This is a genomic window from Halorubrum trueperi (genome assembly GCF_042662525.1).
Taxonomy (GTDB): domain Archaea; phylum Halobacteriota; class Halobacteria; order Halobacteriales; family Haloferacaceae; genus Halorubrum; species Halorubrum trueperi.
This window is the reverse complement of the sequence record NZ_JBHSXI010000023.1, coordinates 174,723-201,680: the sequence shown is the minus strand read 5'-3', so window position 1 is coordinate 201,680 and position 26,958 is coordinate 174,723. Positions and strand designations below refer to the sequence as shown.

26 protein-coding genes, 1 tRNA gene and 1 pseudogene are annotated in these 26,958 nt (G+C 67.8%); 11 read left to right on the top strand and 17 right to left on the bottom strand.

The window, feature by feature from the left end:
- Nucleotides 1-246: pseudogene (locus ACFQEY_RS16185) on the top strand (hypothetical protein); the annotation flags it as partial.
- A 44-nt stretch (nt 247-290) separates the two neighbouring features.
- A complete protein-coding gene (locus ACFQEY_RS16180; RefSeq protein WP_379770581.1) occupies nt 291-1,262 on the top strand; it encodes a hypothetical protein in 972 nt (323 codons plus the stop codon).
- A 144-nt stretch (nt 1,263-1,406) separates the two neighbouring features.
- Here ACFQEY_RS16180 and ACFQEY_RS16175 read toward each other — a convergent pair whose 3' ends face one another.
- From ACFQEY_RS16175 to ACFQEY_RS16145, 7 genes are all read right to left on the bottom strand, one after another.
- Nucleotides 1,407-2,294: an MOSC domain-containing protein gene (locus tag ACFQEY_RS16175; RefSeq protein ID WP_379770578.1), complete on the bottom strand. Its 888-nt coding sequence runs from the start codon at nt 2,292-2,294 to the stop codon at nt 1,407-1,409.
- A 62-nt stretch (nt 2,295-2,356) separates the two neighbouring features.
- Nucleotides 2,357-3,187, bottom strand: a complete 831-nt coding sequence (gene psmA / locus ACFQEY_RS16170; RefSeq protein ID WP_379770576.1) for an archaeal proteasome endopeptidase complex subunit alpha — start codon at nt 3,185-3,187, stop codon at nt 2,357-2,359.
- Nucleotides 3,188-3,425: 238 nt separating this feature from the next.
- Nucleotides 3,426-3,974, bottom strand: coding sequence for a dihydrofolate reductase (locus ACFQEY_RS16165; protein ID WP_379770573.1), 549 nt, complete (start codon nt 3,972-3,974; stop codon nt 3,426-3,428).
- Entirely contained in the window at nt 3,974-5,002 is a 1,029-nt protein-coding gene (gene thyA, locus ACFQEY_RS16160; protein WP_379770571.1) for a thymidylate synthase, read from the bottom strand. Before thyA ends, ACFQEY_RS16165 begins: the two co-directional genes overlap by 1 nt.
- A 539-nt stretch (nt 5,003-5,541) precedes the next feature.
- Nucleotides 5,542-6,069, bottom strand: a complete 528-nt coding sequence (locus ACFQEY_RS16155; RefSeq protein ID WP_379770569.1) for a hypothetical protein — start codon at nt 6,067-6,069, stop codon at nt 5,542-5,544.
- 72 nt (nt 6,070-6,141) lie between these two features.
- Nucleotides 6,142-6,672, bottom strand: a complete 531-nt coding sequence (locus ACFQEY_RS16150) for an archease (protein ID WP_379770567.1) — start codon at nt 6,670-6,672, stop codon at nt 6,142-6,144.
- Complete coding sequence (locus tag ACFQEY_RS16145) at nt 6,669-7,430, bottom strand: DUF502 domain-containing protein (protein WP_379770564.1); 762 nt, start codon at nt 7,428-7,430, stop codon at nt 6,669-6,671. The genes ACFQEY_RS16150 and ACFQEY_RS16145 overlap by 4 nt, the downstream gene beginning before the upstream one ends.
- Nucleotides 7,431-7,676: 246 nt before the next feature.
- Between ACFQEY_RS16145 and ACFQEY_RS16140 the strand changes: the two genes are divergently transcribed.
- A complete protein-coding gene (locus ACFQEY_RS16140) occupies nt 7,677-8,150 on the top strand; it encodes a GNAT family N-acetyltransferase (RefSeq protein WP_379770562.1) in 474 nt (157 codons plus the stop codon).
- Nucleotides 8,151-8,292: 142 nt separating this feature from the next.
- Complete coding sequence (gene hmgA / locus ACFQEY_RS16135; RefSeq protein ID WP_379770560.1) at nt 8,293-9,516, top strand: hydroxymethylglutaryl-CoA reductase (NADPH); 1,224 nt, start codon at nt 8,293-8,295, stop codon at nt 9,514-9,516.
- Between the two features lie 79 nt (nt 9,517-9,595).
- On the opposite strand, the gene ACFQEY_RS16130 is transcribed toward hmgA, so the two are convergent.
- Nucleotides 9,596-9,871 carry a DUF2250 domain-containing protein gene (locus ACFQEY_RS16130; protein ID WP_379770557.1) on the bottom strand — a complete coding sequence of 92 codons (276 nt, stop codon included), beginning with the start codon at nt 9,869-9,871 and terminating at the stop codon, nt 9,596-9,598.
- Between the two features lie 96 nt (nt 9,872-9,967).
- Nucleotides 9,968-11,449: a 7,8-didemethyl-8-hydroxy-5-deazariboflavin synthase subunit CofH gene (cofH, locus tag ACFQEY_RS16125; protein WP_379770554.1), complete on the bottom strand. Its 1,482-nt coding sequence runs from the start codon at nt 11,447-11,449 to the stop codon at nt 9,968-9,970.
- 163 nt (nt 11,450-11,612) lie between these two features.
- On the opposite strand from cofH, the gene ACFQEY_RS16120 reads away from it, so the two are divergent.
- The 5 genes from ACFQEY_RS16120 to ACFQEY_RS16100 all read left to right on the top strand — a co-directional run bounded on the left by ACFQEY_RS16120 (nt 11,613) and on the right by ACFQEY_RS16100 (nt 16,367).
- On the top strand, nt 11,613-12,638 hold the full coding sequence (locus ACFQEY_RS16120) for a beta-ribofuranosylaminobenzene 5'-phosphate synthase family protein (RefSeq protein WP_379770552.1): 1,026 nt from the start codon (nt 11,613-11,615) through the stop codon (nt 12,636-12,638).
- A 25-nt stretch (nt 12,639-12,663) separates the two neighbouring features.
- Nucleotides 12,664-13,500, top strand: a complete 837-nt coding sequence (locus ACFQEY_RS16115; RefSeq protein WP_379770550.1) for an RAD55 family ATPase — start codon at nt 12,664-12,666, stop codon at nt 13,498-13,500.
- Between the two features lie 117 nt (nt 13,501-13,617).
- The gene (locus tag ACFQEY_RS16110; protein ID WP_379770548.1) at nt 13,618-14,562 is read left to right on the top strand and encodes a hypothetical protein; all 945 of its coding nucleotides are present in this window, start codon (nt 13,618-13,620) and stop codon (nt 14,560-14,562) included.
- Nucleotides 14,559-15,155 carry a DUF8135 domain-containing protein gene (locus ACFQEY_RS16105; RefSeq protein ID WP_379770546.1) on the top strand — a complete coding sequence of 199 codons (597 nt, stop codon included), beginning with the start codon at nt 14,559-14,561 and terminating at the stop codon, nt 15,153-15,155. The genes ACFQEY_RS16110 and ACFQEY_RS16105 overlap by 4 nt, the downstream gene beginning before the upstream one ends.
- Before the next feature lie 87 nt (nt 15,156-15,242).
- Nucleotides 15,243-16,367 carry a putative sulfate/molybdate transporter gene (locus ACFQEY_RS16100; protein WP_379770544.1) on the top strand — a complete coding sequence of 375 codons (1,125 nt, stop codon included), beginning with the start codon at nt 15,243-15,245 and terminating at the stop codon, nt 16,365-16,367.
- Nucleotides 16,368-16,719: 352 nt separating this feature from the next.
- On the opposite strand, the gene ACFQEY_RS16095 is transcribed toward ACFQEY_RS16100, so the two are convergent.
- Together ACFQEY_RS16095 and ACFQEY_RS16090 are read right to left on the bottom strand one after the other, a co-directional pair.
- Entirely contained in the window at nt 16,720-17,307 is a 588-nt protein-coding gene (locus tag ACFQEY_RS16095) for an FAD-dependent oxidoreductase (protein WP_379770541.1), read from the bottom strand.
- 87 nt (nt 17,308-17,394) lie between these two features.
- Nucleotides 17,395-18,390, bottom strand: coding sequence for a hypothetical protein (locus ACFQEY_RS16090; protein WP_379770539.1), 996 nt, complete (start codon nt 18,388-18,390; stop codon nt 17,395-17,397).
- A 153-nt stretch (nt 18,391-18,543) separates the two neighbouring features.
- Between ACFQEY_RS16090 and ACFQEY_RS16085 the strand changes: the two genes are divergently transcribed.
- Nucleotides 18,544-18,617: transfer RNA gene (locus tag ACFQEY_RS16085), tRNA-Tyr, on the top strand.
- A 239-nt stretch (nt 18,618-18,856) separates the two neighbouring features.
- Nucleotides 18,857-19,336 carry a universal stress protein gene (locus tag ACFQEY_RS16080; RefSeq protein WP_379770536.1) on the top strand — a complete coding sequence of 160 codons (480 nt, stop codon included), beginning with the start codon at nt 18,857-18,859 and terminating at the stop codon, nt 19,334-19,336.
- Nucleotides 19,337-19,424: 88 nt separating this feature from the next.
- Here the strand turns inward: ACFQEY_RS16080 and ACFQEY_RS16075 are convergent, their stop codons facing one another.
- The 6 genes from ACFQEY_RS16075 to ACFQEY_RS16050 all read right to left on the bottom strand — a co-directional run bounded on the left by ACFQEY_RS16075 (nt 19,425) and on the right by ACFQEY_RS16050 (nt 26,943).
- Nucleotides 19,425-20,126: a DJ-1/PfpI family protein gene (locus ACFQEY_RS16075; RefSeq protein WP_379770534.1), complete on the bottom strand. Its 702-nt coding sequence runs from the start codon at nt 20,124-20,126 to the stop codon at nt 19,425-19,427.
- A 107-nt stretch (nt 20,127-20,233) separates the two neighbouring features.
- Nucleotides 20,234-23,458: a carbamoyl-phosphate synthase large subunit gene (gene carB, locus ACFQEY_RS16070; RefSeq protein ID WP_379770532.1), complete on the bottom strand. Its 3,225-nt coding sequence runs from the start codon at nt 23,456-23,458 to the stop codon at nt 20,234-20,236.
- A 191-nt stretch (nt 23,459-23,649) separates the two neighbouring features.
- Nucleotides 23,650-23,865, bottom strand: coding sequence for a hypothetical protein (locus ACFQEY_RS16065; RefSeq protein WP_379770528.1), 216 nt, complete (start codon nt 23,863-23,865; stop codon nt 23,650-23,652).
- An 85-nt stretch (nt 23,866-23,950) separates the two neighbouring features.
- Nucleotides 23,951-24,484 carry a DUF5815 family protein gene (locus ACFQEY_RS16060; RefSeq protein ID WP_379770526.1) on the bottom strand — a complete coding sequence of 178 codons (534 nt, stop codon included), beginning with the start codon at nt 24,482-24,484 and terminating at the stop codon, nt 23,951-23,953.
- A 114-nt stretch (nt 24,485-24,598) separates the two neighbouring features.
- On the bottom strand, nt 24,599-26,821 hold the full coding sequence (locus tag ACFQEY_RS16055) for a CDC48 family AAA ATPase (protein ID WP_379770523.1): 2,223 nt from the start codon (nt 26,819-26,821) through the stop codon (nt 24,599-24,601).
- Nucleotides 26,818-26,943 carry a hypothetical protein gene (locus ACFQEY_RS16050; protein ID WP_379770521.1) on the bottom strand — a complete coding sequence of 42 codons (126 nt, stop codon included), beginning with the start codon at nt 26,941-26,943 and terminating at the stop codon, nt 26,818-26,820. The genes ACFQEY_RS16055 and ACFQEY_RS16050 overlap by 4 nt, the downstream gene beginning before the upstream one ends.
- Between the last annotated feature and the right edge of the window lie 15 nt (nt 26,944-26,958).

Here is a 26,958-nt window from a genome sequence, read left to right as displayed (position 1 = left end):
GAGGTGATGGAGGACGTCGAAGCCTTCGACCCGACGGAGGAACAACTGGAGATCCTCGTGTCGATTTACTCGGCCGGGGGCGAGGCGAGCATCGCCGACGTCGTCACCGGCGACGTCACCCAGACGTCCATGGTCCTCGACACCCTCCGCGAGGAGGAGCTCGTCGTGGACGGCGAGTCGGGCGCTGCTCTCACTCGGAAAGGGAAGATGATCGTCACCTCCTATCTCGAATCCGTGAACGCCTAGCTCCCGGGGGAAATTTCATGCCCGTGCGGGTGCAGGTGATTCACATGTCGGACGACCTGTCAAACGACCACCGTGAGCGCCCGACGCCGCTCGACGCCGCGGCCCGCGATCGTGGGATCGACATCGATCGCGTCAAGCGGCCGGGTGAGCGCTCCGGCGAGCGGCCCGCGTCCAATTCGGGCGACGGTCCGCGAGTCGCGCGGGTTCCCGAACCGCACGTCCACGACACGTTCGCGGTCGAGGGAATCGACACGGAGCGGCGGGAGGCGCTTTTGGAGGCCGTCCTCCGCGATCACGACGGCGTCAGCTCCGCGTCGGCGACCCGACGGAACGGAACCGTCGGGATTCACCACGACCCGTCGCTCTCTCGGTCGGCCCTCCGCGAGAGCCTGGAATCCTGCGGGCTCATCGTCGCGCCGGGTGACGAGGCGTTCGAGGTCAGACGGGCCTCGCAGTTCGCGTCCGCTCGGGTCGCGGTCGCCGTGTTGTTCGGGTTGATGGTCGCGACGCCGTACATCGGCGTCCTGTATCCGACCCGCGTCCAGTGGCTGTTCTACGATCCGATGACGGTCGCGTACCTGCAGTCGATCCTCGACTCGCGGGTCGCGACTCACTTCTTCGTCAACCTCGCGGCGCTCTCCGGGATCGCGTTCCTCGTCGCCTGCGGACCGACCATCCGTCGAGCGATCGACGCGGTGACCGAGGGACGGATCACGAACGACGCGATCTTCGTCGGCGCAGTCGTCGCCGTCTTCGGGTACAGCACCCTCGCGGCGTTCACCGGCTTCGACGGTGCCGTCCACTACGACCTCGTCGCGTACGCGGTCGCCGGCGTCACACTCTGGAATCACTTCGGCGTCGAGGACCCGATCGCCACCGGGACGGGGCGGAACGAATCGGCGGACGACTCGGTCGGCGGTCGCAACGCTTCCCCCGACCCCGCTGCCCCGACCGACGGAGAACCGATCGCGATGGCTGACGACGAATCGGTAGCGATGACTGATGGCGGCCGATAGTGGTGGAGCCGATACCGACTGAGCGTAGAGGAGCCGATACCGACCGATAGTGGGGGCGGTCGGATCGGTTCACAGATAGACAAGGCGGAAGCCCACGACTTCAGACGTGGATTACTGACACTGTTTCCGTGTCTGGAGGTCTCCTCACTCGTCCGCGCGACCCGCATGAACGGATTCGACACCGTCAATTCGCACCTCGTCGCCGACGGAAACGGTTGAACCCCACGCTTCCGGCGGGACGACGGTGTTTACCATCAGCCTGAAATCGTGGTCGAACCGCTCGCTTTCGGTCCAATCGGGGAGCGTCTCGCGACGCTTCCGGAGGAACGTCTCGCGGAATTCGTCGATCGCCGCGCCCGTGTCCGGGTTGCGGGAGGGAACGACACAGCGCTGACACGGGTTGACGCCGAGGAGATCGGTTCCGCCGACGGAGAACCGCACGGCTTCGCCGCGGTCCGCGAAGAGCCGGTCCTCCCAAAACGCCGGGCAGTCGTCGAGCACCACGTTCGGGCGCAGTCGCCGCCGCATCTCAGTCGCGTCCGCGATTTCGTCGAACCACGAGGCGACCGCCTCCAGCGTCGCCGTCGAGACCACCGTCGGTCCGGGCGCGTTACGGTCGTCCGGGAGGCCGCCATCCGGTTTACTGACGAGATCGACGTCGTACCCGAAGTACGCGCCGGCCCACGACTCCAGCGCCGCGCGGTCGTCCGGGAGTTCGAACGTCCGTTCGTCGGACTCGACGCCGAGCTCCGGACGTGACGGTCGCTCGATAGTCACCGCGGTCGCCGTCGCGTCGGTCGGTCCGGCGAGCTCGTAGCTGGCGCGGAGCCCGTGAACGGCCGGCTCGCTTTTTCCGTTGACGTAGCCGCCGTCGCCGCCGACCGAGGCCGCGTGCGGGTCGACGCCGGCTTCGACGAGCGCGTACGAGCGGTCGCCTCGGAGCGCACCCTTCGGACCGATCGCTGCGCGATCGACGGTGACGCCGTCGTGCGATTTCACCGGGTACGCGACGAGGTCGTCGAGGCGTGCCATACCCGGCGTTCGATCGCGCGGCGCAAAAAGGTCGCGTCGGGAGTCCGACCCCCGATCGGCTACTATTCGTCGTCTGCGTTGTCGCCTGCGTCGGCAGTGTCGTCTGTGTCGGTATCGTCGTCTGCGTTGCCGCCAGCGTCGTCTGCGTCGTCTGCGTCCCCCTCGTCTTCCTCCTCGACGAGTCCGGCGGCCGCGAACGCCTCGGCGACCTCCTCGGCGGGGACGGTCCGGTAACCGTCGGCTTCGGTGATCGTGGCGACAGCGAGATCGTCGGGCTCGAATCCGTTCTCGTGAGCCGCGAGCGCGGCGATTCCGAGTTCGATGCCGTCTGTGAGAGAAAGGTCGTCGGTCCACTCCGATTCGAGGTGACCCTGAATGTCGGAGCGGCCGCCACCGATGACGGTCGCCTTCCACTCGTTGGGGGTTCCGGAGGGATCGGCGGCGAACAGGCGCGGCTCGCCCTCGTCGATGCCGCCGATCAGGAGTGCGGCTCCGTACGGTCGGGTGCCGCCGCGCTGGGTGTTCTCCTGGATGTGGTCCGTGACGAACTTCGTCAGCGTCTCGACGCCGACCGGCTCGCCGTAGCGCAGGCGGTTCCCCTGCGACTGCCGTCGCGCGAGGTCGATCAGCTGTCGCGCGTCGGCGACGTGACCCGCGCTCGCGGTGCCGAGGTGGTCGTCGAGCTTGTGAAGCTTCTCGATGCTCTCCGCCTCCATCAGCGTCGAGGAGGGGCGGGACATCGCGACGAAGACGACGCCATCCGCCGTTCGGACGCCGACGCTCGGCGCGCCGCGCGAGACCGCCTCGCGGGCGTACTCGACCTGATAGATGCGCCCGTCGGGCGAGAACAGCGACGTGCCGCGGTCGTACGCCTGCTGGTCGTTTCCGCCCATCATCGTCGATCACCCGCTCTCGCGGTGTCGCCTCGGCTCATTACCCGTTCTTATGCCGGACGGTTGAAAAACCCTCCTTAACCGGTACGTCGGGGGTACGACCGCCCATCGACGATCGTCTCGCGCAGCGCCGACCCGTCCTCGATCCGCTCACGCGCCACGTCCGGGCTCGTGCGCTACGTCCGGACTCCCCCTATGCCACGCCCGGACTCCCCCTTTGCCACGTCCGGACTCTTTCCTACGCCTCCACGCGCTCGTACGTCACGAACGCGAGGCCGTCGCCGGCGTCTTCGCGGTCGACCGCCGACCACTCGGCGGACTCCCACGCCGGGAATCGGGTGTCGCCGTCGGGACGCTCCGGGACCTCCGTCAGGACCATCCGGTCGGCGCGATCGAGGAACTGCTCGTAGACGGTCGCGCCGCCGATGACGTATATCTCGTCGACGTCGCGGTCGACGGCGTCCGCGCCCGCACGCTCGATCGCCTCGTCCAGGCCGTTCGCGACGACGGCGCAGTCGGGGAGATCGTCGTCGCCGATGTCGCGCGTGGTCAGTACGACGCTGGTGCGGTCGGGAAGCGGCCCGCCGATCCGGCTGGCGATGCTCTCGTAGGTCGCGCGGCCGACGATCACGGGATGTCCCGTCGTCAGGCGCTTGAAGTGCGCGAGATCCGCCGGGTAGTGCCACGGCATCCCGCCGCCGTCGCCGATGATTCGGTTCTCGGCGACCGCGGCGACGAGGACGATGGCGAGATCGTCGTCGCCCGGGGTGTTCGCGTCCGCCGTCATCACTCCGCCACCGCGAACGAGAGGCCGTCCGCGGAGTCGTAGTCGACGACCTCGACGTCCTCGTGGGTCAGTTCGTCGAGCGGCACGTCGGCGATCTCGATCCGGGGGCGATCGCGCGGCTCACGAGAGAGCTGTTCGAGCAGCCCCGGCACGTGATCGTACCCGTCCTCCCCGTCGGCCTCGTCGGGGGCGGTCCGCTCGACCCAGCTCTTCACGTCGAGATAGTCGGCCTTACTCTCGACGGTCGCCAGCCGATCCTGCACGTACTGCAGGTTGTTGGCGTACCACCCGCCGCGCTCGCCGCGGCCGCAATACACGTGCGCGTCGACGACGGTGTGCCCGAACTCTCCGAGCTCGTAGCCCGTCCGCTGCGCGAGTGCGTTCGCGAGCAGCGCGTACGCGGCGATGTTGAACGGCACGCCGAGCGCGATGTCGCCGGAGCGCTGGGTGAGGTGGAGGTTGAGCCGGTCGTCCTGCACGTTCACGACGAAGGTGTAGTGACACGGCGGGAGCGTCGAGGTCGTCGCGTTCGCGGGGTGCCACGCGTTCACGACCATCCGGCGCGACCGGGGGTTCTCCCGAAGCGTGTCGAGGACGTACCGAATCTGGTCGAAGGTTCGGCGCTCGGTCCCGTCCGGACCCTCCTCGACGGTCACCCAGCGGTGGGCGTCCTCGGGCCACGTCTCGCCCGGGAGTGCGTCGACGTCGCTCGGGACTGGATACCGACGCCAGAACCGGCCGTACGCGGTGTCGAGTCGCCCTTCGTCGTCGGCCCACGCGTCCCAGATCTTCGTCTCCTCGCGGAGGTTTCGGACGTGTTCCTCGCCCGAGAGGTACCAGAGCACCTCGTGGATGAGCGAGTTCCAGCGGTAGCCGTCCATCCGCTTCGTGGTTAAGAGCGGGAATCCCTCCGCGAGATCGACGGTGTACTGCCCGCTGAACGACGCGATCGTGTCGACCCCGGTTCGGTTCGGCTTGTACGTGCCCGTCGACAGGGTGTCGTCGACGAGGTCGAGGTACTGTTTCATGGTGATCGATGCCGTCCCGGATCGGCGCGGCCGCCGAGACGGCGAGTCTACCGACCGAACGTGCGGGGCGAACTAAAAGTGAGTGTTCCGCTGCAATCCTCGTTTCCGGACATCGTTCGTCGCGAAACGACCGCCCGATAGACGTGTCTCTGGATCGATACCGGGAGTGAGTGTTACAGACCGCTGCCGGCGACGTGGTACTAAAAGGGCGAGTATGAGATCGGGGACTGCTTATAACTGAACGTGGCGGTGGAAGCCGGCGCGCAGCGGCGGCGACCGGGGCTTTGGAGACGTTTTCCGCGCCGTCAATCGCTCATACGCAATGATCGTCAGAGACAGCCGAATCCACCGCACCAGCAACGTTACATAAACAGCCGCCGGCAACACCACTCACTCACTTATAAACGACCACTCCAACGCAATGAGACGCCTATTCCCGGCATCGCTCGCCGTTGTTCCAGTCCGGGTAGCGGACCCATCGAACCGTGTCGTCCATCGGAGATTTCACCCACGCCGAACAGCGGAAAGAAACCGGGGTGCTATCGGTCCACCGGGGTGAACGGCAACCAGCCGATCCCGCCGTCGACCAACGTGAGCGCGGCGAAGACTCGGCCGAGGACGAGCCCGTAGATCAGGTGCGCGATCGCGATGATCGCACCGAACTCGAGGCTTGCGGTGACTCCGGGAACCGGCAGCGTAGGGATCGGCAGCGACGTTGCGCCCTCGATCGCGAGCGCCGCCGGCAACAGCAGTCCGCCGGTGATCACGCCCAGCACCGCCGAGTGAACGACGCCGAGCGAGAGGCAACCCCCCACGTCCGCCCGCAGGTCGTCGAACAACGGGCGGTCGAAGACGGCGACGAACAGGGTTCCGAAGACGGTGCTGTTGAACAGGTGGACCGCCCAGCCGGCGGCGACTGTCTCGCTCCCGATCAGAGCACCGACGGTCGGCATGAGCCCTAGCGCGCCGTGCAGCACCACGCCCATCGTCACCCCGGCGACGAGGCCGCCGATCGCGCCGGCACGCCAATTCCGCTCGATCGCGTCCGTCTCGCCAGTTCGTGACATACGATAACAAGGCACTCAATCGTCATAACCGTTTCCACGAACGGCCGGCCGTTCGCCGCGGTCGCGAGCGTCTCAGACGTCGAATACGACGTAGGCGTACCAGCCGTCGTCTCGTCGTTCGAGGGCCATGTCGGAGTAGGTGACCGCCTTTATCTCCCGCGCCGCGACATCCGCGAGGGGGACGCCGCGGGCGCTCGCCGAGACGGTCCACGCGTCGTCTTCGCCTTGCTCGCTTCTTTCCCCTTCGTCGCTCCCGTCTCCAGCCTCCTCGCCCGTCCCGACGCTCAAGTCACATTCCTCGTCTGCACCACCGCCGGTTTCGTCCCCGCCGTGCGCAGCCGGCCCGGAGACCGCACACCGATGATCCGCGGGAAGCACGAGGCGTACGTCGCGCTCGTAGATCAGTTGGTCGAGGTAATCGAACAGCAGCGCCTCCGGGCGCTCCGCGCGCACCGTTACGCCGAACCGCTCGCCGCGCTCCGGAACCGACTCGCAACTCGCGGCGGTGAGTCCCTCGGCGACCGACTCGAACAGCCCCGAGAGCGTCGGGGCGGTCGCCTCGACGGCGACGTCGGCGGTGTGATCGCGGAGCCGGTGGGTCACGGCTCCTCGCCTCCGTTCCGGGACTCGGCCCCGATTCGATTCTGCGCGCCGATGCGCCTGAGCTCCTCGGGCGAGAGTCCGCCGGGATCCTCCGTCGCGCCCTCGAGCGCGACGCCGCTCGTCACCACCGCGCGAAGCCCCTCTTCGACGGACATGTCGACGTCGACGATCCGGCTCTCGGGGACGAACACGACGTGACCACCCATCACCGGGTTGGGAGCCATCGGCATGAACAGGGTCCGCATCTCCCCGTCCGTGACGGGGTCGGCAACCGCGTCCGGCGTCTCGCTCGTGACGAACGCGAGGGTGTACACGCCTTCGGTCGGGAACTCGACGAGGACGACCTCTCGGAAGTTATCGCTGTCGGACTCCAGCATCGCGTCGCTCATCTGCCTGAACCCCTGGTACACCGAGCCGACGCCCGGCACCTGCTCGATCGCGTAGTGGGCGTAATCGACTGCCTGCTCGCCGTACCGCGTCGACTCGACGACGACGCCGAGCAGCAGGATCGATCCGACGAACACGATCGGCGTCGCGATCTCGATAGCGATCTCGCGCGAGACCTCGCCGACGATCGGCAGCGCGACGCGCGGAGACAGCGGTACGACCACAGAGGAGAACACGTCGAGGTAGTCGTAGATCGCGTTGAACACGAACGCGAGCACGGCGAGCGTGATCACGGAGGGGACGATGACGGCGACGCCGGTCAGGAACGCGTGACGGATCCGTTTTCGCCCCGGTGGGGGCTCGTCGACCATTATCACCCTTCACGGACGAGCCCGACTAAACGGTTCCGTCGTCGCTCGTCGCTCGAACCGATCTCCAGGATCAACGACGACTCTCCGGTGCGGGCGGCACTCCGGTGTGGACGGCCCTCCGGTGTGGACGGCCCTCCGCTGTGGGCGGCTGGCCCCGCTCCGAACGGTTCTTCGACGAGGTCGTCCGACCGCAACCCTCCCCGGTGGCGGTGGAGTTATATTCCGTAGGGGTGTTAGATCGCTGCAGTGAGCGTTACCGTGGAAAAACGGACGGATCCGCCCGGCGAGTCCGACCACGTCACCACGGCGTGGGATCTCAAAGAACGGATCCGGTCGGAGGAAGGGGTCCTCCGACAGCGCCGAGGGTTCTTCGTCGACGCCTACCGCCGATCCACGACGCACCTCCTCGTCGAGAACGACGCGCTCGTCGCGTTCGCGTCCGTCCGTCGCGACGGATACGTCCTCTTTCTCGCGGTTCATCCGAGTCATCGGGGACAGGGGTACGCGGAACGGCTCATCGCCGACGTCGCCGAAGGGCACCGCTCAGTCACCTGTCACGCTCGGACGACCAACGAGATGGCGCTCGGATTCTACGAACACCTCGGCTTCGAGGTCGTTCGGCGGATCGACGACTATTACGAAGACGGTGGCGACGCCTACTACCTCAAACTCGGCGGCGAGTCGCTCCGCGAGCGGCTCTCCGAGTTCGTGAGCCGGTAGCGATCTCGCGTCGTTACGGTTTCGCAACGCTACGGTCTCGCGTCGATCGCGGTCGGTGGTGAGTCGCCCTCTCGCGAGGTGAGGACCCGCCGGAGCCCGGCGAACCGATAGCCATTAGCACGCGCCGCGAGGACACTCGGCCATGACGGAACCCACTCCCGCGTCCCTCGCGGACCGCGTCCGCGACGGCGACGTTCGCTTCCACGAACTGGAGGAGCACGTCGACGCCGACACCGCCGCGGCCGCCCGGCGGCTCCTCGTGGCGGAGTCCGCCGACGGCGACGTCGACGCACTGGGGGAGTACGCCTTCGACGCCGCCGACGCGCACGGATCGAACATCGAGAACATGATCGGTGCCGTACAGGTACCGATGGGCGTCGCCGGCCCGGTCTCGATCGACGGCGGCGCGCTCTCTGGCGATCGCTACCTCCCCATGGCGACCACGGAGGGTGCGCTCGTCGCCTCGATCAACCGCGGCTGCTCCGTCGTCAACGACGCCGGCGGCGCGACCGCGCGGGTGACGAAGACCGGAATGACCCGCGCGCCCGTCTTCCGCGTCGGCGACGTCGCCGAAGCGGAGGCGCTCGTCGCGTGGGTTCGCGACAACGAGGCGACGCTTCGCGAGGTCGCCGAGTCGACGACGAGCCACGGCGAACTGCTCGACGTGACTCCCTACGTCGTCGGAAACAACGTCTTCCTGCGGTTCCGCTACGACACGAAGGACGCGATGGGGATGAACATGGTCACCATCGCGACCCGGGAGGCCTGCGACGCGATCGAGGACGAGACGGACGCCTCGCTCGTCGCGCTCTCCGGCAACCTCTGTTCGGACAAGAAACCGGCCGCGGTCAACGCCGTCGAGGGGCGCGGGCGCTCCGTCGCCGCCGACGTCGAAGTCCCTCGCGAGATCGTCGAGGAGCGGCTCCACACGACCCCCGAATCGATCGCCGAGATCAACACTCGGAAGAACCTCGTCGGGTCCGCGAAGGCGGGCGCGCTCGGATTCAACGCCCACGTCGCGAACGCGGTCGCGGCGATGTTCCTGGCGACCGGCCAGGACGAGGCGCAGGTCGTCGAGGGCGCGAACGCGATTACGACCGCGGAGACGACACCTGAGGGCGATCTGTACGTCTCCGTGTCGCTCGCGAGCCTCGAAGTCGGCACCGTCGGCGGCGGGACGGGCCTTCCGACGCAGGCCGCGGGACTCGACGTCCTCGGCGTCCGCGGCGGCGGCGACCCGGCCGGAAGCAACGGTGACGCGCTCGCCGAGGCCATCGCCGTCGGGGCACTCGCCGGGGAACTCTCCCTGCTCGCGGCGCTCGGTTCGCGACACCTCTCGTCGGCGCACGCGGATCTCGGCCGGTAGGCGTCCCTCCTTCTCGCAGTTGGTCCGTGTGGGATCACACCGGCTCGTCCGTCAATCCGTAGGCCCGTCCGCCCGTCCCTCAGTCCGACCACGACGCGCAGTCATCGCGCATCGCGTCGCGCCCGGCGTCGGTGATTCGATAGACCGCCTCGCCGGTCACCCGCTCGACGAGCCCGGCCGAATCGAGCGCCTCCAGCCGAGCCTCGACGTGATCGACGTACAGCCCCGTGTTGCTCGCGAGGAATGCGGGGTAGTCTGTCCCCGCGTCGTCGAGGTACGCGAGCACTCGCTCGTCTGAGCGGGTGAGAGGCGGGGGGTCGGCGTCGGGGGCATCGGACGCGTTCGGCACGGGCATCGTGCACGTGGTAACACCTGCCACATAAAGGACGTTCCGTCGGTTCCCGTTCGCTGGCAGACGGTGGGACCGATCGCTCATTTCGCGGTTCAGCGTTTAGTCGTCTGCACCGGCCGACTCGCCGCCGGGCGGGTGGCCTGAAGAGCGCTCCGGGAGCATCGGGCTGCCGTCGGCACGCGGGCCGAGCCGGGGGCCGTGCGGGCCGTCGTCGGGGTCGATCCGTCGTCGCGTGCGGTAGTCGGTCGAGCGCTCGACGGGGGTGCGGCCGATAGCCGTGATCATCTCGACGTAGTCGTCGAACGATCGGTACTCGCCGTACTCGCCGCCGGCGCGCTTGGTGATCTCTTCCGAGAGGATGGTTCCCATGAAGTCGTCCGCCCCGCAGTTGAGCAGCTTGAGGCCGTGCGCGTCGCCCGATTTTACCCACGAGGCCTGCACGTGGTCGACGTTGTCCAAAAAGAGGCGGGCGACCGCGACGACCAGTTCGTCCTCGTCGCGAGAGGGACCGGAGTCGACGACGCCGTGGCGGTAGAGAGGCGTGTTCTGGTGGATGAAAGAGAGGGGGACGAACTCCGTAATCTGCCCGGTCCGATCCTGGAGGTCCCGGATCACCTGCAGATGCTCCGCGCGGTGTTCGACCGTCTCGACGTGTCCGTACATCATCGTCGCGGTGGTGTCGAGGCCGGCGGCCATCGCGCCCTCCATGGCAGCGACCCAGTCGTCGGTACGGATCTTCCCGGGGCAGATCACGTCGCGGACCTCGTCGACGAGAATCTCGGCGGCGGTACCGGGCGCGGAGTCGAGGCCGGCGTCGGCCAGCTCGCGGTAGACGGTCTCGTAGTCCCAGTCGGTGCCGCGGGCGGCGTGGTACGCCTCCTCGGGAGTCATCGAGTGGACGTGGATACCGCCGACCGACATCGCCTGGATCTGCTCGACGTAGGTACCGGGATCGGTCGCGTATCGCTCGGGCGGCTTGTAGTTCACCTCGCTCTCGGGGTCGTCGTGCGCGGCGAGGATCTCGTGGTGCTCGTCGTTCAACGCGAGCGCGGGGTGGAGTCCAGACACCGAGCACACCTCGTAGACGCCCATGTCGAGGGCCTCCTCGACGATCTCGCGGGACTCGGCGGGGGTCTTCGTGAAGCCCGCGTGATCGGCCTCGCTGTCGGCCTCGAACGCGTGCGCGCTGTCCTTGAAGTTACAGAACAGACAGCCCGTGTTGCAAGCGGTGGTGACGTTGTTGTTGAGGTTGGCGACGAACGTGACCTCGTCGCCCACCTCCTCGCGCCGGCGGCGGTCGGCGAGTTCGAGGACCGCTTCCTTCCGAACCGGATCGGTCCCGTCGCTATCGGTGCCGGTCGCGAGCAGTTCGACCGCGTCGTCGACGGAGAGGCGATCGCCGTCCCGGGCCTTCGCGAGGGCGTTCTCGAACGATTGATCGGTCGACGGCTCGTCGAAGTCGAACTCGCCCCGGTCGAGGGCTGCCGCGTCATCGCGGCCCGTGTCGCTCGCGTCACCTCCGCCTGCGCTGTCGCGGACAGCGTCTCCGCCGTCAGCGTCGGGATCCCGCGCCGAAGTCATTCCGTAACCGTCCCCGTCCCACGGATAAAAACCGGGCGGTCACGGCACCCGGGCCGGTGGGAGCGGGAACAGCGACCGCTGTTTGCCGCGGCTCCCCGCACCGGGGCAACTCCCGCCACAGTCACGGACCCTTTATCCGCCGGGCGCGAAGCGGGTAGCAACCATGGCACGCGCGAGCGCCGGAGCGCGCCTCCACTTCGGCTTCTGTAACCTCAGCCTCTCCCACGAGCGCCTGTACGGGGCCCTCGGGCTGGGGCTCCGCGAACCGCGCGTCGTCGTCGACGCCGAGCGGGCGGACGGCGTGCGCGTCGAGGTCGACGGTGAACAGACCGGTTCGAGCGCGCGCGACGCCGACCGGATCGCCGCCGACGTCCGCGAGTACGCGACGGCCGCCGTCGACCTGCTCGACGCCGACGGCACCCGTATCTCGATCCACGAGTCGCTGCCGCGACACGCCGGCCTCGGGAGCGGCACCCAGCTGGCCGCGGCGACGCTCGCGGCGATCGCGGCGGCCTACGACGAGCCGGCCCGGGTTCGGGAGCGCGCGCCGGCGCTCGGCCGAGGCGGACGCTCCGGCGTCGGCGTCGCGACCTTCGAGGCCGGCGGGTTCGTCCTCGACGCCGGCCACCCGACCGCGCGGTTCACGACCGATCGGCCGGCGGACGGCGAGTGGACCGTCCCGCCGGTGGCGGCGCGGCACGCGGTGCCGGACGACTGGCGGTTCCTGCTCGTGCGGCCGGACGCGGGCCCCGGCCGAAGCGGCACCGTCGAGGACGACGCGATGCGGACGGCGGTCGAGCGGGCCGAACCAGGCCTCGCGGACCGGATCGGCGGGATCGTCACGCGGCGCGTGCTCCCGGCGATCGCGACGGGGAACGCCGAGCTGTTCGGCGCGGCGGTCGCCGAGATCGGCCGGCTCAACGGCGCGTGGTACGCCGACGAACAGGGCGGCGTCTACCGCCCCCCGGTCGGCGACGTGGTGGCGTCGCTGTCGGATGCCACGAGCGTGTTCGGGGCCGGCCAATCGTCGTGGGGGCCGACCGTGTACGGCGTCACCGACGCCGCCAGCGCCGAGGCGGCCGCGGTAGACGGCGAGCGCGCCCTCGAAGAGGCGGGGATCGACGGGTCGGTGTCGGTGGTCCGGCCGGCGGAGGGGGGCGCGCGGGTGACGGGTGAGCAACAACACTAAGCGGAGCGGCGACTCCATGGGTGACATGACGAGCCTTCCGTTCGGAGTCGCCCGCCTCGACTCGATCCTCGACGGCGGCGCACCGCCGGGGAACGTTGTGCTGCTCGCCGGTGAGTCGGGAGCCGGCGCGCGGGAGTTCCTGTACACGAGCGCGGCGATGAACGCCCTCGCGCGCGCCGACGAAGCGCTGTTCGACCTGTACTACGGCGACCTCCCCGAGAGCGCCGCGCTCCCCGACGAGATTCACTACCTCTCGTTCACCGCCGACACGGGCGCGATCACCCGAGAGATGGGGTACACGATGGCGGACGAGATCGTCGACGCCGCGATCGACGAGATATCGTTCCGGGACCTCTCGGCGGAGTACTTCCAGCTCAGCCCGATCCCGCGAGACTGGTACGAAGACGAGACGGCGTCGATCGCGGACCTCGGCGACCGCGGCGAGTACGAGGACGTGCTCACGGCGTTCGGCGATTACCTGTCTGCGCACGCCGAGGGGAGCCTCGTCTGTATCGACTCCGTGACCGACCTCGTTTCGATGGTCTCGGAGGATATGGAGTGGAGCGACATCGCGATGGTGATGAAGGGGCTGAAGAAGGCCGCCTACGACTGGGGTGGGCTCATTCTGGTATTGGTGAACACCGATTCGGTCACGGACCGGGAGTTCGGCGCGCTGACGGACGCCGCCGGCGGCACGTTCCAATTCACGTGGGAGAGCGGCGGGTCACAGCGGGCCCGGACGATGTTCGTCCGAGAGTTCCGCGGCGTGCTCTCCCGGCTGGAGGCCGAGAACATCGTCCGGTTCGAGACCGAGATCCACGAGGGCGGCTTCGACATCAGCGACGTCCGGAAGATACGGTGAGGTGGTGGTCGCCCCGCGTCGGCGATCTCCTCGCGACCGCCTATCGATTCGGAGAACGCCGCGACAGATTACTTAAGGCTCCTCGCACTACGGGCCATAGATGACGGAGGATCCGCGATGAGCGACCTCGATCCCGCCGATCTGTCCGGCGACGCCGCCGCCGATCTGTCCGGCGACGCCGCCGCCGACGGCGCGGGTGACCGACCGAGCGATCGTGCGGTCGCCGCCGCGGCCGACGATCTCGGGGTGACCCGCGAGACGCTTCTGAAGCGGGCCATCGTCGCGATCGCGGAGTCCGAGGGAATCGACGTGCCGGACGCGGAGGAGGTGGCGGCGATCGAGAACCGGCTCGCCGACCTCGACGCCGAAGTCGACGAGAAGGTGGCCGACCTCCGAGACCGCTTCGTGGATCTCTACCGCGATGCCGAGGCGAAGGCCTCGGCCGATCACGTCCACGAGGAGACGCGAGCGCGGCTGGACGCGGTTACCGACGACCTCGACGCCGTCTCCGCTCGGCTCGCCGACCTGGAATCGCGAGCGGACGACCTCGACGCCGACGACCTCGACGACAAGCTCTCACGCGTCGCGAGCGCGGTCGTCAGGGTCCAGCGACGGTTGGAGGCGGCCGAGCAGGACCGTGGCAACCGGGAGCGACTCGACGCGCTGGCGTCGGCCGCGAACCGCCACGGAGTCCGCAAGGCGAGGTGCACCGACTGCGGTGGAACAGTCGAGATCGGACTGCTGACGGCTCCCGAGTGCCCGCACTGCGGTCGCCGATTCGCCGAACTGGAGCCGAACCCAGGATTCTTCGGAACCTCCCGACTCGTCGTCGAGGATCCCCCCGCCCTCGACGGTGACGTCGACGAGGATGCCGCCGGGCGTGCAGGACGACACGGCGCGTCCGGATCGAACGAATCGAACGAACCGGACGTGTCGAGCCGAGTTAGCGCCCGCGACGACGCCATCCGAAACGACGGCGGCGACGGCTACGGTGGCGACGGCTACGGTGGCGACGGCGGCGACGGCGACGGGAGCGAGCGAACCGGTGGGAGTGATCGATGACGGACGACGTCGACGGGCCGGGATCGGAGCCCTCCGGTGACGATGTCGTCGAAGACCCCTTCGACGAACTGGACGGCCAGAGCGAGGACGTCCTGTTTGGAGAGTCGAAAGACGGCCCCCCTCGCCGCGAGGACCCGACCACCGGCACCGACGACGCCGATCCGCCGAGAGGAGGTGGCGGCGACCGATCTCCGACCGCGTCGCGCGACCCCTTCGACGAGCTCGAAGGAAGTCCCGGCGACGAGGATGATCTCGGCGACGCGTTCGAACGGATGGACGTCGGCGGCGTCCAATCGGACGTTTGGGAGTCGCTCGACGAGGTCGCCGGCGACGCCCCCGGCTCCGGAGGGGCCCCCGGCGGGGGTCCCGGAGCTTCGGAGCCGTTCGGGACCGCGGCCGACGCGGTCGAACACGTCGTCGACAAGCGATCGTACTGTCAGCAGTGTCCGCACTTCACCGCGCCGCCGGAGGCCGCCTGCACGCACGAGGGGACGGCGATCGTCGAGGTGATCGGCTTCGACGAGTTCCGGGTCCGAAACTGCCCGATGGTCGACGACGACGATCCGGCGTTCGACACGGATCCGCGGAAGTAATCACTTTCGAGAACATTCACGGTCGGCGTTAGCGTTCGCGGTTTCTGATCACGCTCAAGTTCTCCGGGTGACGAGGGCCGTGTACCTGTGGAAATACGTAACGTATCGAAGCGGAGAGGGATCGAGTTCGGGTCCGGCGAGTTCACTGGGGCGATAGGAGATTCGATTACGGTCGTCCCGCTCGTCGTCGCGCTCGCACTCCTGACCGGCGTGTCCCTGCCCCACGTGCTCGTCGCGTTCGGGGTCTTCCAGATCGTCTGGGGGGTTCGGTACGGCCTGCCGGTGTCGGTCGAGCCGATGAAGGCGCTCGCGGCGCTGGCGATCGCCGGGGCGCTGACGTACGCCGAACTCGCGCTCGCCGGAGTCGTCCTCGGCGTCCTGCTCCTCGCGATCGGACTCACCGGGACGCTCGCGCGGGTGGAACGTTGGATCGGCGAGCCGGTGATCCGCGGCGTGCAGTTCGCGGTCGGACTGATCCTCCTCGAAACCGGGATTGACCTCGCGCTCGGCGGTCCCGTCCTCGCGGTCGCGGGCGTGACGATCGCCGCGGCCGCCGCGCTCGCGGGGCACGGGAAGGCGAGCGCTCTCGCAGTCGCGGTCGTCGGGATCCTGATCGCGCTCGTCACGGCCGGAATTCCGGCACCCCTGTGGCCGGGGGCGTCGCCGACGCCGTCGATCACGGAGCTCTCGGCGGCGGTCACGCGGAGCACCGCCGACGGGGTGTTCGCGCAGCTCGCGATGACGATCGGCAACGCGGCGCTCGCGACGTCGCTCCTGTTCGCGGACCTGTACGATGTCGAGGTCACGGCCGACGAGCTGTCGGCGAGCATGGGTGTGACGAACCTGCTCGCGGTCCCGATGGGCGGAATTCCGATGTGTCACGGCTGCGACGGCGTCGCCGGAAAGCACGCGTTCGGGGCGCGCACCGGCGGCGCGAACGTGATCCTCGGCATTGGGTACCTCGCCGCCGCGCTCTTCGCGACGCCCGCGCTCCTGGCCGCGTTCCCGGTTGCGATGCTCGGCGCGCTGCTCGCGATCGTCGCCGTCTCGCTCGCGCGGAACGCCCTCGACTCCGAAAACGTCGGGCTCTCGGTCGCGATCGGCCTCGTCGCGCTCGCGACGAACCTCGGCATCGCGTTCCTCGTCGGGATCGTCGCGCACCTCGCATGGGCGCGAATCGGAGCACACGCGGAGGATGCCAGCCGCTTATGAATGTATGCGGTGCTGTGGCGTCGCCGCCGACAGGGCGAGAGCGAACCTCTCGCTTGCAACCGGCGCAACGCGCCGGTGACGACGCCGTGAGCCGTCGCGGCAGCGAGGCGCAAAGCGCCGCTGGTAGCCGGAGGCAAAGCCGTCGGCGACTGTGACGTTGGCGGTGTACACCGCACTGTCACCGATTCATAATCGACCGACCGGCGGTTGTGAGTGTTCACCGCGTCAGCAACAATTTATAACCAGCCGCCAGCAACACCACTCTCTCACGTATAAACGTTCACTCCGACCGCATGTAACACCTGCTCCGCTCTCGACTGACGGATTGAGAAATCGGTTCGGAGTCGGAGGGCTACTCGTCGTCGATCAGGCCGCCGAACACCGACGCGGCGGTGTCGGGAACGTCGAAGTCGTGGTAGTGCTCGCCCTTCTCGTTCGAGAGGATGTTGAGCGCGGCGGCCGCGCCGTCGCCCGCGGAGATGATCGCCTGCCACTCCTCGGCGCGTGCCATCGCGCCGGTCGCGTACGCGCCCTCGACGCTCGTTTCCATCGAGACGCCGACGTCCACCGTGTCGTCGTCAGCGAAGTCGCAGCCGAGCGACTCGGCGAGGTCGCGGTTCGCACCCGTCGCCAACACCACGTAGTCAGCCTCGTACTCGTCTTCGTCCGTGGTCAGCGCGAAGCCGTCACCGGCGGATTCGACCGCGGTGACCTCCTCGCTCTGCCGGCGGTTGACGCCGAAGTCGTCCACCTGCTGGCGGGCGGTTGCGAGGAACTCGCTGCCGCCGACGGAACCGATCCCGAGGTAGTTGAACAGGTGCGCCTTGTGCATCCAGGTGCCGTCCGTGTCGAAGAGGACCGTGTCGAGCCCGTTCTTGCCCGCGAACAGTCCCGCGCTGAGCCCGGCCGGTCCGCCGCCGACGATTGCTACGTCTACCATAACTCCGACAACGGGCTCGCCCGGATAAGAAGTGTCGGAACCGGTCATCCCGACGAGCGGTCACAGCGCGGCCGAGCGTGAACCCGGCTACGACGTAAATTCCGAAAGCGGTCCCCCATCCGAATCGTCGTTTCTCGTTTCGCCGTCGTCGGTGTCGCCGTCAGCGGTGTCGTCGTCGGTGTTGTCGCCGTCAGCGGTGTCGACGTCGGTGGCGTCCTCCGGCTCCGCCGGGTCACCGCCGTCGACCGTGTTCGCGTCGCTACCGTCGCCCGTGTCCCCATGGTTACCGTCGTCTCCGCCGTCATCCTTGCCGATGGTTTCGGGCTCCGTCCACGGATCGTCGGGGTCGACGGGCTCGACGGCGCGGTCGAGTTCGGCGGCCGAGTAGTCGTGCTCCTCGTCGAGCAGCATCGCGAGTCGCTGCCAGCGCGCGCTGTGTTCGTCCTCGCCCTCCGGACCGACTCGCGCGCCGCGGGTCTTGAAAAAGCGCGTACCGCGACCGAGACGCGAGCCCTCGCCCGTGTGGCCGTCGAAGATCGCATCGAACTCGCCGCCCGGTTCGAGGTCCCCGACGGGGAAGTCGTGAGCCGGCTCCTCGCCGCGATCGCGAGCCTCGGCGCGGCGCTCGGCGACGGCGCGGAAGTACTCGTCGGCGTTCGGGCCCTCGCGGGTCGACTGGGCTCGCGCGGCCGCCAGCGAGGCGTGGATCGCACAGATACGGCCCTTCCACTCGGCGGGCTCCCAGCGTTCGGTGGCGAGTTCCTCGTAGCGTTCGATGGTGAGCGCGACGTCGCTGCCCGCACGGAGATCCTCGACGACGTAGAGGTTCAGGCGGTCCCAGAGGTTCCACGCGTAGCCGGAGCGGGCCAGCTCCCACGCGGCCCACGCGGCGACCTCCTCGTCGGAGCGGCGCACCGCCTTCTGCAGGAGGCTGGAAACGGCGTAGCGGTTGTAGCCGCCGTCGGTCTCGTTCGGCTCCTTCGGCTCGCCGAAGTCGTTCTCGCCGGTCGCATCGGGCGTCGTGTCGGTCTCCAAGCTCCCGTCCGACCCGAACGTCGCCTGTCTGTCGTCGCCGTCGGCCATACGACCGCTCCCGCCGCGAACGACTTAAAAATCCCGTGCGGTGGACGGGATCACTGGGGTCAGGTCGTGCCCTCGAAACGCCCGCGGTACCGCGGATCACACCTCCGCTGAAAGGGAACCCTTAAGTCGAATCCGGCGGGTAGAATACGGTAACCGCCCTTAGCTCAGCCTGGTAGAGCAGTCGACTGTAGATCGACTTGTCCCCCGTTCAATTCGGGGAGGGCGGACTTCCTTTCCAGCCGATTCGTAGTCGACTGTAAATCGACTTGTCCCCCGTCCCCGCGAGCGAAGCGAGCCGCACGCCCGGACTGTCTCGACGAGTTCAATTCGAGGCTCGTACCCTGAACCGCTTATAAATCACAGCGATCGCAGGCGCTCTCGTCGTGTGAAATGACACCCGCCTCGATTCTCAACGTAACTATTTGCACCGACAGCGTATTTAATCCTCGCATGCAACCGTTCAGACATGACTCTCGTCGTGGTCCCGGTTAGGTTCCCGCCGTCGTCGCATTCGGAGGCGACGCTGCGGGAGGCCGTCCGCGTCGCGGAGGAGCGCGACGCCGAGCTCACGATCCTCCACGTGGACCTCTATCAGAACTCCGGCGGCGTCTCCCGTAGCGATCTCAAACGAGCCGTGGAACAGCGGATCGGCAGGCTGGACCGCGCGCGGTACGTCGTCCGGCGCGGCTTCCTCGTCGAGGAGACGATCCTCGAAGAGATCGTCGCCGAGGGCGCGGACGTCGTCGTCATCGGTTCGAAGCAGGCCGGGCGCTGGCGACGGATGGTCCAGAAACTCCTCTCGGACCCCGACATCGACACCTTCCTCCGCGGCGAGCTGGACTGCACCGTGATCACCGTCGAGGCCGACGGAGAGACCACGAGCAACGAGGCGGGCGAATCTCCCGGAGACACCGCGCCGCTCCCGGAGGACGGCGCAGACGACTGATTTCGAACGCGATTGATCGCTGCCGATTGCGGCTGATCGCTGCCGATTGCGGCTGATCGCTGGCAGTCTCATTCGACCGATGCCGCGTCTATCCGCGTCTATCTTCCCCCTCGCGTCCAGCGACCTCATAGCGCCGATCGTACTCGATGGTGGTCGCGACGCGCTCGGCGATGGCCTCGCCGAACTCGCGTTCGACGATATACAAGGCCAAGTCGATCCCGGAGGTCACCCCGCCGGCGGTGAGCAGATCGCCGTCGTCGACGACGCGGGCGTCCACTATCTCCGCGCCGGACTCGCGCAGCTCGTCCACCGCCCCGGCGTGCGTGACGGCCCGGCGGCCGTCTGTGACGCCAGCCTCGGCGAGTAGCATCGATCCGGTACACACCGACGCGATCCGGGTTCCCGCGGCGTGGTGCGCGCCGAGCGCGCGCGGCACGTCGCCTTTTTTCGCCTCCGCCCACGCGCTCGCCGTCTCGTCGCGCGCGTTCCACCCGCCGCCGGGGACGACGAGCAGGTCGGGGACGGCCGCGCCCGGATCACCGTCGGCAGCACGGTCACTGTCCGGCTCCGCGAGGACACCGTCGACGCCGACCCGCGTCCCGTGGCTCGCGGTCACCGTCTCGCGGTCGGCGAGCGTGACGTACCGGACGCGGTCGGGACGCTCGCCGGCGGCCCCCTCATCTCTCGTCTCGCTCTCTGCGGCGTACTCCTGGGCGTAGTCGAACACCTCGTACGGGCCGATCCCGTCGAGTTCGTCGAACCCGTCGTAGACTAAAATATCGACGTTCATGACCGAGAGACGTCCCGGATCCTCATGGGCGTTCCCCTCTGGCAGGTCTACCCCTCGGCGGAGTGAGGTCCCGAGAAGTGATCAGCGCGTCGTCTCGATTCCGAACTCTACTCCGACGCGCCCCACTTCTCGACGCGCTTCGGACGGTCCGAGACCGCCATCACGTCGAGGTCGTCGTCCGCGTGCTCGATCGCTTCGAGCGCTGCCGTTGCGGAGGCGTACGTCGAGAAGTAGGTGATCTCCTCCTCGACGGCGACCTCCAACAGCTCGCGCTGACGGGAGACGATGAGGTCGATCTCGCCGTGGCGTGCGGCCTCGACGAGGTCCGTCGCCGTCGACAGCTCGAAGTGCTCGGCGTACCCCTCGACCAACGTTTCGCCGGCCTCGGTGTCCGGCTCCGGGAACTCCTCGGCAGAGAGGTCGACGACGGCGGTACCGGACTCCGGAATCGGCTTGCCGGTCGAGTCCTGCGCCTTGTCGTACGCCTTCCCGAAGGAGGTGGCCGTTCCCATCACCTCGCCGGTGGATTTCATCTCCGGACCGAGACGTGGATCGGACCCCGGCAGGCGGTCGAACGGGAGGACGACCTCCTTCACGCTGCGGTGTTCGGGGATCTGCTCGTCGACGTCGAGGTCCGACAGGGACAGATCGGCGGTCATGACCTTCGCGGCGAGCTTCGCGATGGGGACGCCCGTCGCCTTCGAGACGAACGGAACCGTCCGCGAGGAGCGCGGGTTCGCCTCCAGCACGTACACCTCGGAGTCCGCCTCGTCGTCGTGCACGCCCGTCACCGCGAGCTGGACGTTCAGGAGACCGACCGTGTCGAGCGCGCGGGCGATGGACTCGGTGACCTCGCGAACCCGGACGAGGGTGTCGTCGCCGAGCGAGCGCGGGGGGATCATGCAGGCGGAGTCGCCGGAGTGGACGCCCGCGCTCTCGACGTGTTCCATCACGCCGCCGAGCAGCACGTCCTCGCCGTCCGACACGGCGTCGACGTCCAGTTCGACTGCGTCGTCGAGGAACTGGTCGATGAGGATCGGCTTGTCCGGCGAGACGCGAACCGCCTCCTCGATGTACCGTTCTAGCTCCGCGTCGTCCTCGACGACGCGCATCGCGCGGCCGCCGAGCACGTAGGAGGGGCGAACGAGGACCGGATAGCCGATCTGATGTGCCAGATCGAGCGCCTCGGCTTCGCTGGTCGCGGTGCCGCCCTCCGGCTGTAAGACGTCCATCTCCTCCATCAGGACGTTGAAGCGGTCGCGGTCCTCCGCGAGGTCCATCGCTTCGACGCTGGTGCCCAAAATCGAGCAATCGAGTCCGCGACGCTCGATCTCCGCTTCGAGCGGTTCGCCGATGTTCACCGACGTCTGTCCGCCGAACTGGACCATCACGCCGTCCGCGCCTGTCGCCTCGGCCACGTCGGCGACCTCCTCGGCCGTGATCGGGTCGAAAAAGAGCCCGTCGGAGGTGTCGTAGTCGGTCGAAACCGTTTCCGGGTTGTTGTTGACGACGTGCGCCTCGATGCCCAATTCACGGAGCGCCTGGATCGCGTGGACCGAACAGTAGTCGAATTCGACGCCCTGCCCGATACGGATCGGTCCGCCACCGACGACGACCACGCTGTCGACGCTCTTGTCGACGACAAGCTCGCCGGCCGCGGCGTCTCCCTTGAGCGGTCCGCGCTCGAACTCCGACTGGCGGGCGGAGTAGTAGTACGGAGTCTCGGCGGCGAACTCGCCGGCGCACGTGTCGACCTGTTTGTACGTCCGGCCGGGCACGTCCGCCTCGACCGCGTCGACGTCGGTCCCGCCGCCGGCGAGCGCCGCGATCTCGGCGTTGGTGTGGCCCGAGGTGGCCGCTTGTGCGAACTCGCCGTTTTGTGCGGCCTGTGCGGTGTCGCTGACGCGCTTGAACCGTTCGAGGTACCACGGCTTGATGCCAGTCAGCGACTCGATGTCGTCGACGGTGTACCCCCGGTCGAACGCCTCGAAGATCGCGTACGGCCGGTCCGGCGAGGGGCGTTCGAGGTACTCGGTTTCGAGCGCGTCGTCGCCGACGTCGACCCAGTTGACCGCCGGATCGTACTCGGACGAGCGGAGCGACTTCAGCAGGCTCTCCTCGAAGTTCCGGCCGATCGCCATCGCCTCGCCGGTGGACTTCATCGCCGTCCCGAGCTCGAAGTCGACGTCCTCGAACTTGTCGATGGGCCACCGCGGCACCTTCGTCACCACGTAGTCGATCGCGGGCTCGAAGGCGGCGGTCGTCTCGCCGGTGATCTCGTTGTCGATCTCGTGGAGGCGCTTGCCGAGCGCGACCTTGGCCGTGACGCGGGCGATCGGGTACCCGGTCGCCTTGGAGGCGAGCGCCGACGAGCGAGAGACGCGCGGGTTCACTTCCACCACGCGGTACTCTCCGCCGGGGGTGCCGTCGTCGCGCCACGCGAACTGGATGTTACAGCCGCCCTGGATGCCGAGTTCGCGGATGACGCCGAGCGCGGCGTCGCGCATCTCCTGGTGGCCGTCGTCGGGGATCACCTGAGAGGGTGTGACGACCGTCGACTCGCCGGTGTGGATGCCCATCGGGTCGATGTTCTCCATGTTGCAGATGATGATACAGGAGTCGTCGGCGTCCCGCATCACCTCGTACTCCAGTTCGACCCAGCCCGCGATGGACTCGGTGATGAGCACCTCGCTGTTCCGCGAGAGGCGGAGCCCCTTGCGGACGCGCTCAACGAGCTCCTCGAAGTCGTCGACGACCCCGGAGCCGGAGCCGCCGAGGGTGTACGTCGTCCGGGAGATGACGGGAAGCCCGCCGACCGCGTCGACTGCCTCCTGCACGCGCTCGCGGAAGTACTCCTCGTCGTAGTCGGTGACCGACTCGTCATCGTCGAGCGCGATGGTCGTCGACTTCGGCACCGGTTGACCGATGTCTTCCATGCGTTGGCGGAACAGGTCCCGGTCCTCCGTCGCGTAGATGGTGTCGAGCGGCGTCCCCATCACCTCGACGTCGTGCGCTTCCAAGATACCCTCCTCGGCGAGCTCGGCGGTGACGTTCAGTCCGGTCTGACCGCCGAGTCCCGCGATGACGCCGTCGGGCTCCTCGATCTGGATGACCTCGGCGATGGCCTCCGGCGTGATCGGCTCGATGTACACCCGATCCGCGGTCTCCGGGTCGGTCATGATCGTCGCCGGGTTCGAGTTCACCAGGACGACGCGAGCGCCCTCCTCTTGGAGTGCGCGGCACGCCTGTGCGCCAGAGTAGTCGAACTCCGCTGCCTGTCCGATCTGGATCGGCCCGCTACCGATGAGTAGAATGGTCCGGTCCTCGCTCATTATCGCGACGAAGTACGTTCATCGTAATAAGGCCGACGATAGAATACGAATCTCGCAGGGACTTTGCGATTTTCGCAAGGTATGTCGACGCGTACCGCACTCTCCGTTCCTCGCGCTCCCCGTGCATTCGGGAATCGTCGACACCGGGGATCATTGACTACGAAGATCGTCGACTACGGGGATAGGTGGCGTCAGATGTCGATCGCGTAGCGGTACGGTCGCTCGGCGATGACCTCGACCTCTCCGCGGTCGGCCCACCGACCCAGCACGGTCGCCACCCGATGCGGGTTGTCGAGGTCTTCGCACTCCCCGAGAAGTGCGACGATCTCCCGCGCAGTCAGCGGCTCGTCGGCCTCGGCGAGTACGGCGCGGATCCGGTCGTACCGGTCGTATTCACCGGCGCTCATGCGTCTTACGTACGTCTCCCGAGCATATAGGGTTCAGTGAGACATGAGTCAGACAAACGTCTGACGCGAAGCGTGGAACTCCGAGTCAGGCGTAGGGATCATCTATTTCGAGGTCGCGCTCGGCGCGATACTGGTCGACGAACTCGCTCACGTCGAACTCGACCATCTCCGCTTCGAACGCCGAGAGCGCCTCGTCGTCGTCTGCGTGGCTCACCGCGTGTTCCATCAGTTCGACCACGAGCTCGACGATGATCTCGTGGAGGCGACGGGCGTCGAAATCTGTCACCCACGCCATCGCGTAGCCGACATCCGCGTTCTCGGTGGCGTCGTGGGCGACGACGGCCTCGGGGAACTCCTCCAAGACGACTCCGAGCAGGTGCGGGGTGTCGAACTCCGGCATCTCCTCGCTCGTCGTCTCGACGGCCTCACGGAGCACCTCGACGAGAAAGTCGGGAAGAAACCGCTCCGGGGGATGAACGTCCATCACGACCGCGTGTGTCTCGCCGCAGTCGCACTCGAACTCGCGCATCCCCAGATCCAGTTCGCTCGACGCGACCGTCTCTCCGCACGGCAACTCCAGCGCATTCTCGTCGCCGCCGGGGACGCGCGGCTGGGACATGGACGTCATTGGCCGGTGTCGTGGTTAAAAGGCGCGGAACGGAACCGCCGGCATCCGCGACCGCGAACCGGACGCGGCCGGGGGGCGGAGAAGTTTACTGGAACCCGATCCGACTCACTGGAACCCGATCCGACCGCCGGTGTCGCGGAGCGACTCGCCGCCGCCCCCCTTGAACTGCTGTTCGACCTCCTCGTAGTACGAGAGGATGTCCTCGTTGATCGTGGGCCGAACCGACTCCATGGCCCGCCGGAAGTGCTTCATCTCGACCTCCTCGGCGGCGTCGTCGTCGCGGAGCGCCTCGATGGCGGCCTCGCGGGCTATCCCTTCGAGGTCGGACCCGACGTAGCCGTCGGTGATCTCCGCGATCTCCCGCAGGCTCACGTCGGGCGCGAGCGGCGTGTTCTGCGTGTGTATCTCCAGGATCTGCTCGCGACCCTCCTGATCGGGCTGGCCGATCATCACGAGCCGATCGAACCGGCCCGAGCGGAGCAGCGCCGGGTCGATCATGTCGGGACGATTCGTCGCACCGATCACCATCACGTCGCCCATCTCTTCGAGACCGTCGAGCTCCGTCAGCAGCTGGTTGACGACGCGCTCCGAGACGTTGTTCCCCATCTCCTGCCCGCGCGAGGGCGCGAGGCTGTCCAGCTCGTCGAAGAAGATGATCGTCGGGCTCACCTGTCGGGCCTTCCGGAACGTCTGGCGGATCGCCTTCTCGCTTTCCCCGACCCACTTCGAGAGCAGCTGCGGCCCGCGCACCGAGATGAAGTTCGCGTTCGTCTCGTTGGCGACGGCCTTCGCCATCAGGGTCTTCCCGGTCCCCGGCGGGCCGTACAGAAGCACTCCTTTGGGGGCGTCGACGCCCATCCGTTCGAACTTCTCCGGAGAGGTGAGCGGCCACTCGACCGACTCCTGGACCTGCTGTTGGGCGTCCGTGAGACCGCCGACGTCGTCCCACGAGATCTTCGGAAGCTCGACGAGCACCTCGCGCATCGCCGAGGGTTCGACCTCGTTCAACGCGCCGGAGAAGTCGTCGCGCTTGACGATCATCCGGTCGATGAGGCTCGGCGGAACCTCCTCCTCGTCGAGGTCGATCTCGGGGAGGTACCGACGCAGCGCCTTCATCGCCGCCTCCTTGGTGAGGCTCTCGATGTCGGCACCGACGAAGCCGTGCGTCTCGTCGGCGAGGTGGTCGAGGGAGACGTCGTCCGACAGCGGCATGCCGCGGGTGTGGATCTGAAGGATCTCCTTGCGACCAATCTCGTCGGGGACGCCGATCTCGATCTCGCGGTCGAACCGTCCGGGGCGGCGGAGCGCGGGATCGACGCTGTCGACGCGGTTGGTCGCGCCGATGACGATAACCTGCCCGCGCGTTTCCAGCCCGTCCATCATCGTCAGCAGCTGGGCGACGACGCGGCGCTCGACCTCTCCGGTGACGTCCTCGCGCTTGGGCGCGATCGAGTCCAGCTCGTCGATGAAGATGATCGACGGCGACTCCTCCTTGGCGTCCTCGAAGATCTCCCGGAGCTGCTGTTCGGACTCGCCGTAGTACTTCGAGATGATCTCCGGGCCAGCGATGGAGAAGAACGACGCGCTCGTCTCGTTGGCGACGGCCTTCGCGAGCAGCGTCTTCCCGGTCCCCGGCGGGCCGTGGAGCAGGACGCCCTGCGGGGGCTCGATCCCGAGCTTCGAGAAGATCTGCGGGTGCTTCATCGGCAGTTCGACCATCTCTCGGACGCGCTGGATCTCGTTTTGCAGGCCGCCGATGTCCTCGTAGGTGATGCCGCCGCCGGTCTTCTCGAACCCCGATATCGGTTCCTCGCGGAGTTCGACTTCGGTGTCCTCGGTGATGAGACAGACGCCCTCCGGCTCCGTCTCCACCGCGATCAGCGGGATCGCCTGTCCCGGCGAGCGCATGAAGGGGTGGTTCGTCGAGGACATCACGGGGACGATGTCGCGCTCGACGACCGGCCGCTTGAGAATCTGCCGTTTCACCATACCGGCGGCGTCGGAGCCGAACTGGACCGACGCCTCCTCCGGCGGAGCCAAGACGAGCTTGTCGGCCTTCTCGGCCTCGGCCTTCCGGATGGTGACGCGCTCGCCGATACCCACGTCGGCGTTTTGACGGGTGAAGCCGTCGACGCGGACCGTGTCGGTGTTCCAGTCCTGGCGGTCGGCGCGCCAGACCTTCGCGGCGGTCGTCTCCGCGCCCTCGATCTCGATGATGTCGCCGGGCGAGAGCTTCAGGTGCAACAGCGTATCGGGGTCGAGCCGGGCGATACCGCGCCCCGAATCGTTCGGGTACGCCTTCGCCACTTCGAGTTGGACTTCGTTCATGGTTCCTCGCGGGGGATACCCGTAACTGCACCCGGTTCGGGAATAAGCCTGTTGCCCGTGATCCTGGCTCCACCGCCGGTCTCGCCGGCGAACCGGGAGCCCGCGGCGATCTGTGTCATCATGTAGCACGATACGAC

What these genes read in the sequence shown, in the direction of transcription:
- ACFQEY_RS16180 (WP_379770581.1), top strand. Translation starts at nt 291, where the DNA reads ATGTCGGACGACCTGTCAAACGACCACCGTGAGCGCCCGACGCCGCTC.
- ACFQEY_RS16175 (WP_379770578.1), bottom strand. Translation starts at nt 2,294, where the DNA reads ATGGCACGCCTCGACGACCTCGTCGCGTACCCGGTGAAATCGCACGAC.
- psmA (WP_379770576.1), bottom strand. Translation starts at nt 3,187, where the DNA reads ATGGGCGGAAACGACCAGCAGGCGTACGACCGCGGCACGTCGCTGTTC.
- ACFQEY_RS16165 (WP_379770573.1), bottom strand. Translation starts at nt 3,974, where the DNA reads ATGACGGCGGACGCGAACACCCCGGGCGACGACGATCTCGCCATCGTC.
- thyA (WP_379770571.1), bottom strand. Translation starts at nt 5,002, where the DNA reads ATGAAACAGTACCTCGACCTCGTCGACGACACCCTGTCGACGGGCACG.
- ACFQEY_RS16155 (WP_379770569.1), bottom strand. Translation starts at nt 6,069, where the DNA reads ATGTCACGAACTGGCGAGACGGACGCGATCGAGCGGAATTGGCGTGCC.
- ACFQEY_RS16145 (WP_379770564.1), bottom strand. Translation starts at nt 7,430, where the DNA reads ATGGTCGACGAGCCCCCACCGGGGCGAAAACGGATCCGTCACGCGTTC.
- hmgA (WP_379770560.1), top strand. Translation starts at nt 8,293, where the DNA reads ATGACGGAACCCACTCCCGCGTCCCTCGCGGACCGCGTCCGCGACGGC.
- ACFQEY_RS16130 (WP_379770557.1), bottom strand. Translation starts at nt 9,871, where the DNA reads ATGCCCGTGCCGAACGCGTCCGATGCCCCCGACGCCGACCCCCCGCCT.
- cofH (WP_379770554.1), bottom strand. Translation starts at nt 11,449, where the DNA reads ATGACTTCGGCGCGGGATCCCGACGCTGACGGCGGAGACGCTGTCCGC.
- ACFQEY_RS16120 (WP_379770552.1), top strand. Translation starts at nt 11,613, where the DNA reads ATGGCACGCGCGAGCGCCGGAGCGCGCCTCCACTTCGGCTTCTGTAAC.
- ACFQEY_RS16115 (WP_379770550.1), top strand. Translation starts at nt 12,664, where the DNA reads ATGACGAGCCTTCCGTTCGGAGTCGCCCGCCTCGACTCGATCCTCGAC.
- ACFQEY_RS16110 (WP_379770548.1), top strand. Translation starts at nt 13,618, where the DNA reads ATGAGCGACCTCGATCCCGCCGATCTGTCCGGCGACGCCGCCGCCGAT.
- ACFQEY_RS16105 (WP_379770546.1), top strand. Translation starts at nt 14,559, where the DNA reads ATGACGGACGACGTCGACGGGCCGGGATCGGAGCCCTCCGGTGACGAT.
- ACFQEY_RS16095 (WP_379770541.1), bottom strand. Translation starts at nt 17,307, where the DNA reads ATGGTAGACGTAGCAATCGTCGGCGGCGGACCGGCCGGGCTCAGCGCG.
- ACFQEY_RS16090 (WP_379770539.1), bottom strand. Translation starts at nt 18,390, where the DNA reads ATGGCCGACGGCGACGACAGACAGGCGACGTTCGGGTCGGACGGGAGC.
- ACFQEY_RS16080 (WP_379770536.1), top strand. Translation starts at nt 18,857, where the DNA reads ATGACTCTCGTCGTGGTCCCGGTTAGGTTCCCGCCGTCGTCGCATTCG.
- ACFQEY_RS16075 (WP_379770534.1), bottom strand. Translation starts at nt 20,126, where the DNA reads ATGAACGTCGATATTTTAGTCTACGACGGGTTCGACGAACTCGACGGG.
- carB (WP_379770532.1), bottom strand. Translation starts at nt 23,458, where the DNA reads ATGAGCGAGGACCGGACCATTCTACTCATCGGTAGCGGGCCGATCCAG.
- ACFQEY_RS16065 (WP_379770528.1), bottom strand. Translation starts at nt 23,865, where the DNA reads ATGAGCGCCGGTGAATACGACCGGTACGACCGGATCCGCGCCGTACTC.
- ACFQEY_RS16060 (WP_379770526.1), bottom strand. Translation starts at nt 24,484, where the DNA reads ATGTCCCAGCCGCGCGTCCCCGGCGGCGACGAGAATGCGCTGGAGTTG.
- ACFQEY_RS16055 (WP_379770523.1), bottom strand. Translation starts at nt 26,821, where the DNA reads ATGAACGAAGTCCAACTCGAAGTGGCGAAGGCGTACCCGAACGATTCG.
- ACFQEY_RS16050 (WP_379770521.1), bottom strand. Translation starts at nt 26,943, where the DNA reads ATGATGACACAGATCGCCGCGGGCTCCCGGTTCGCCGGCGAGACCGGC.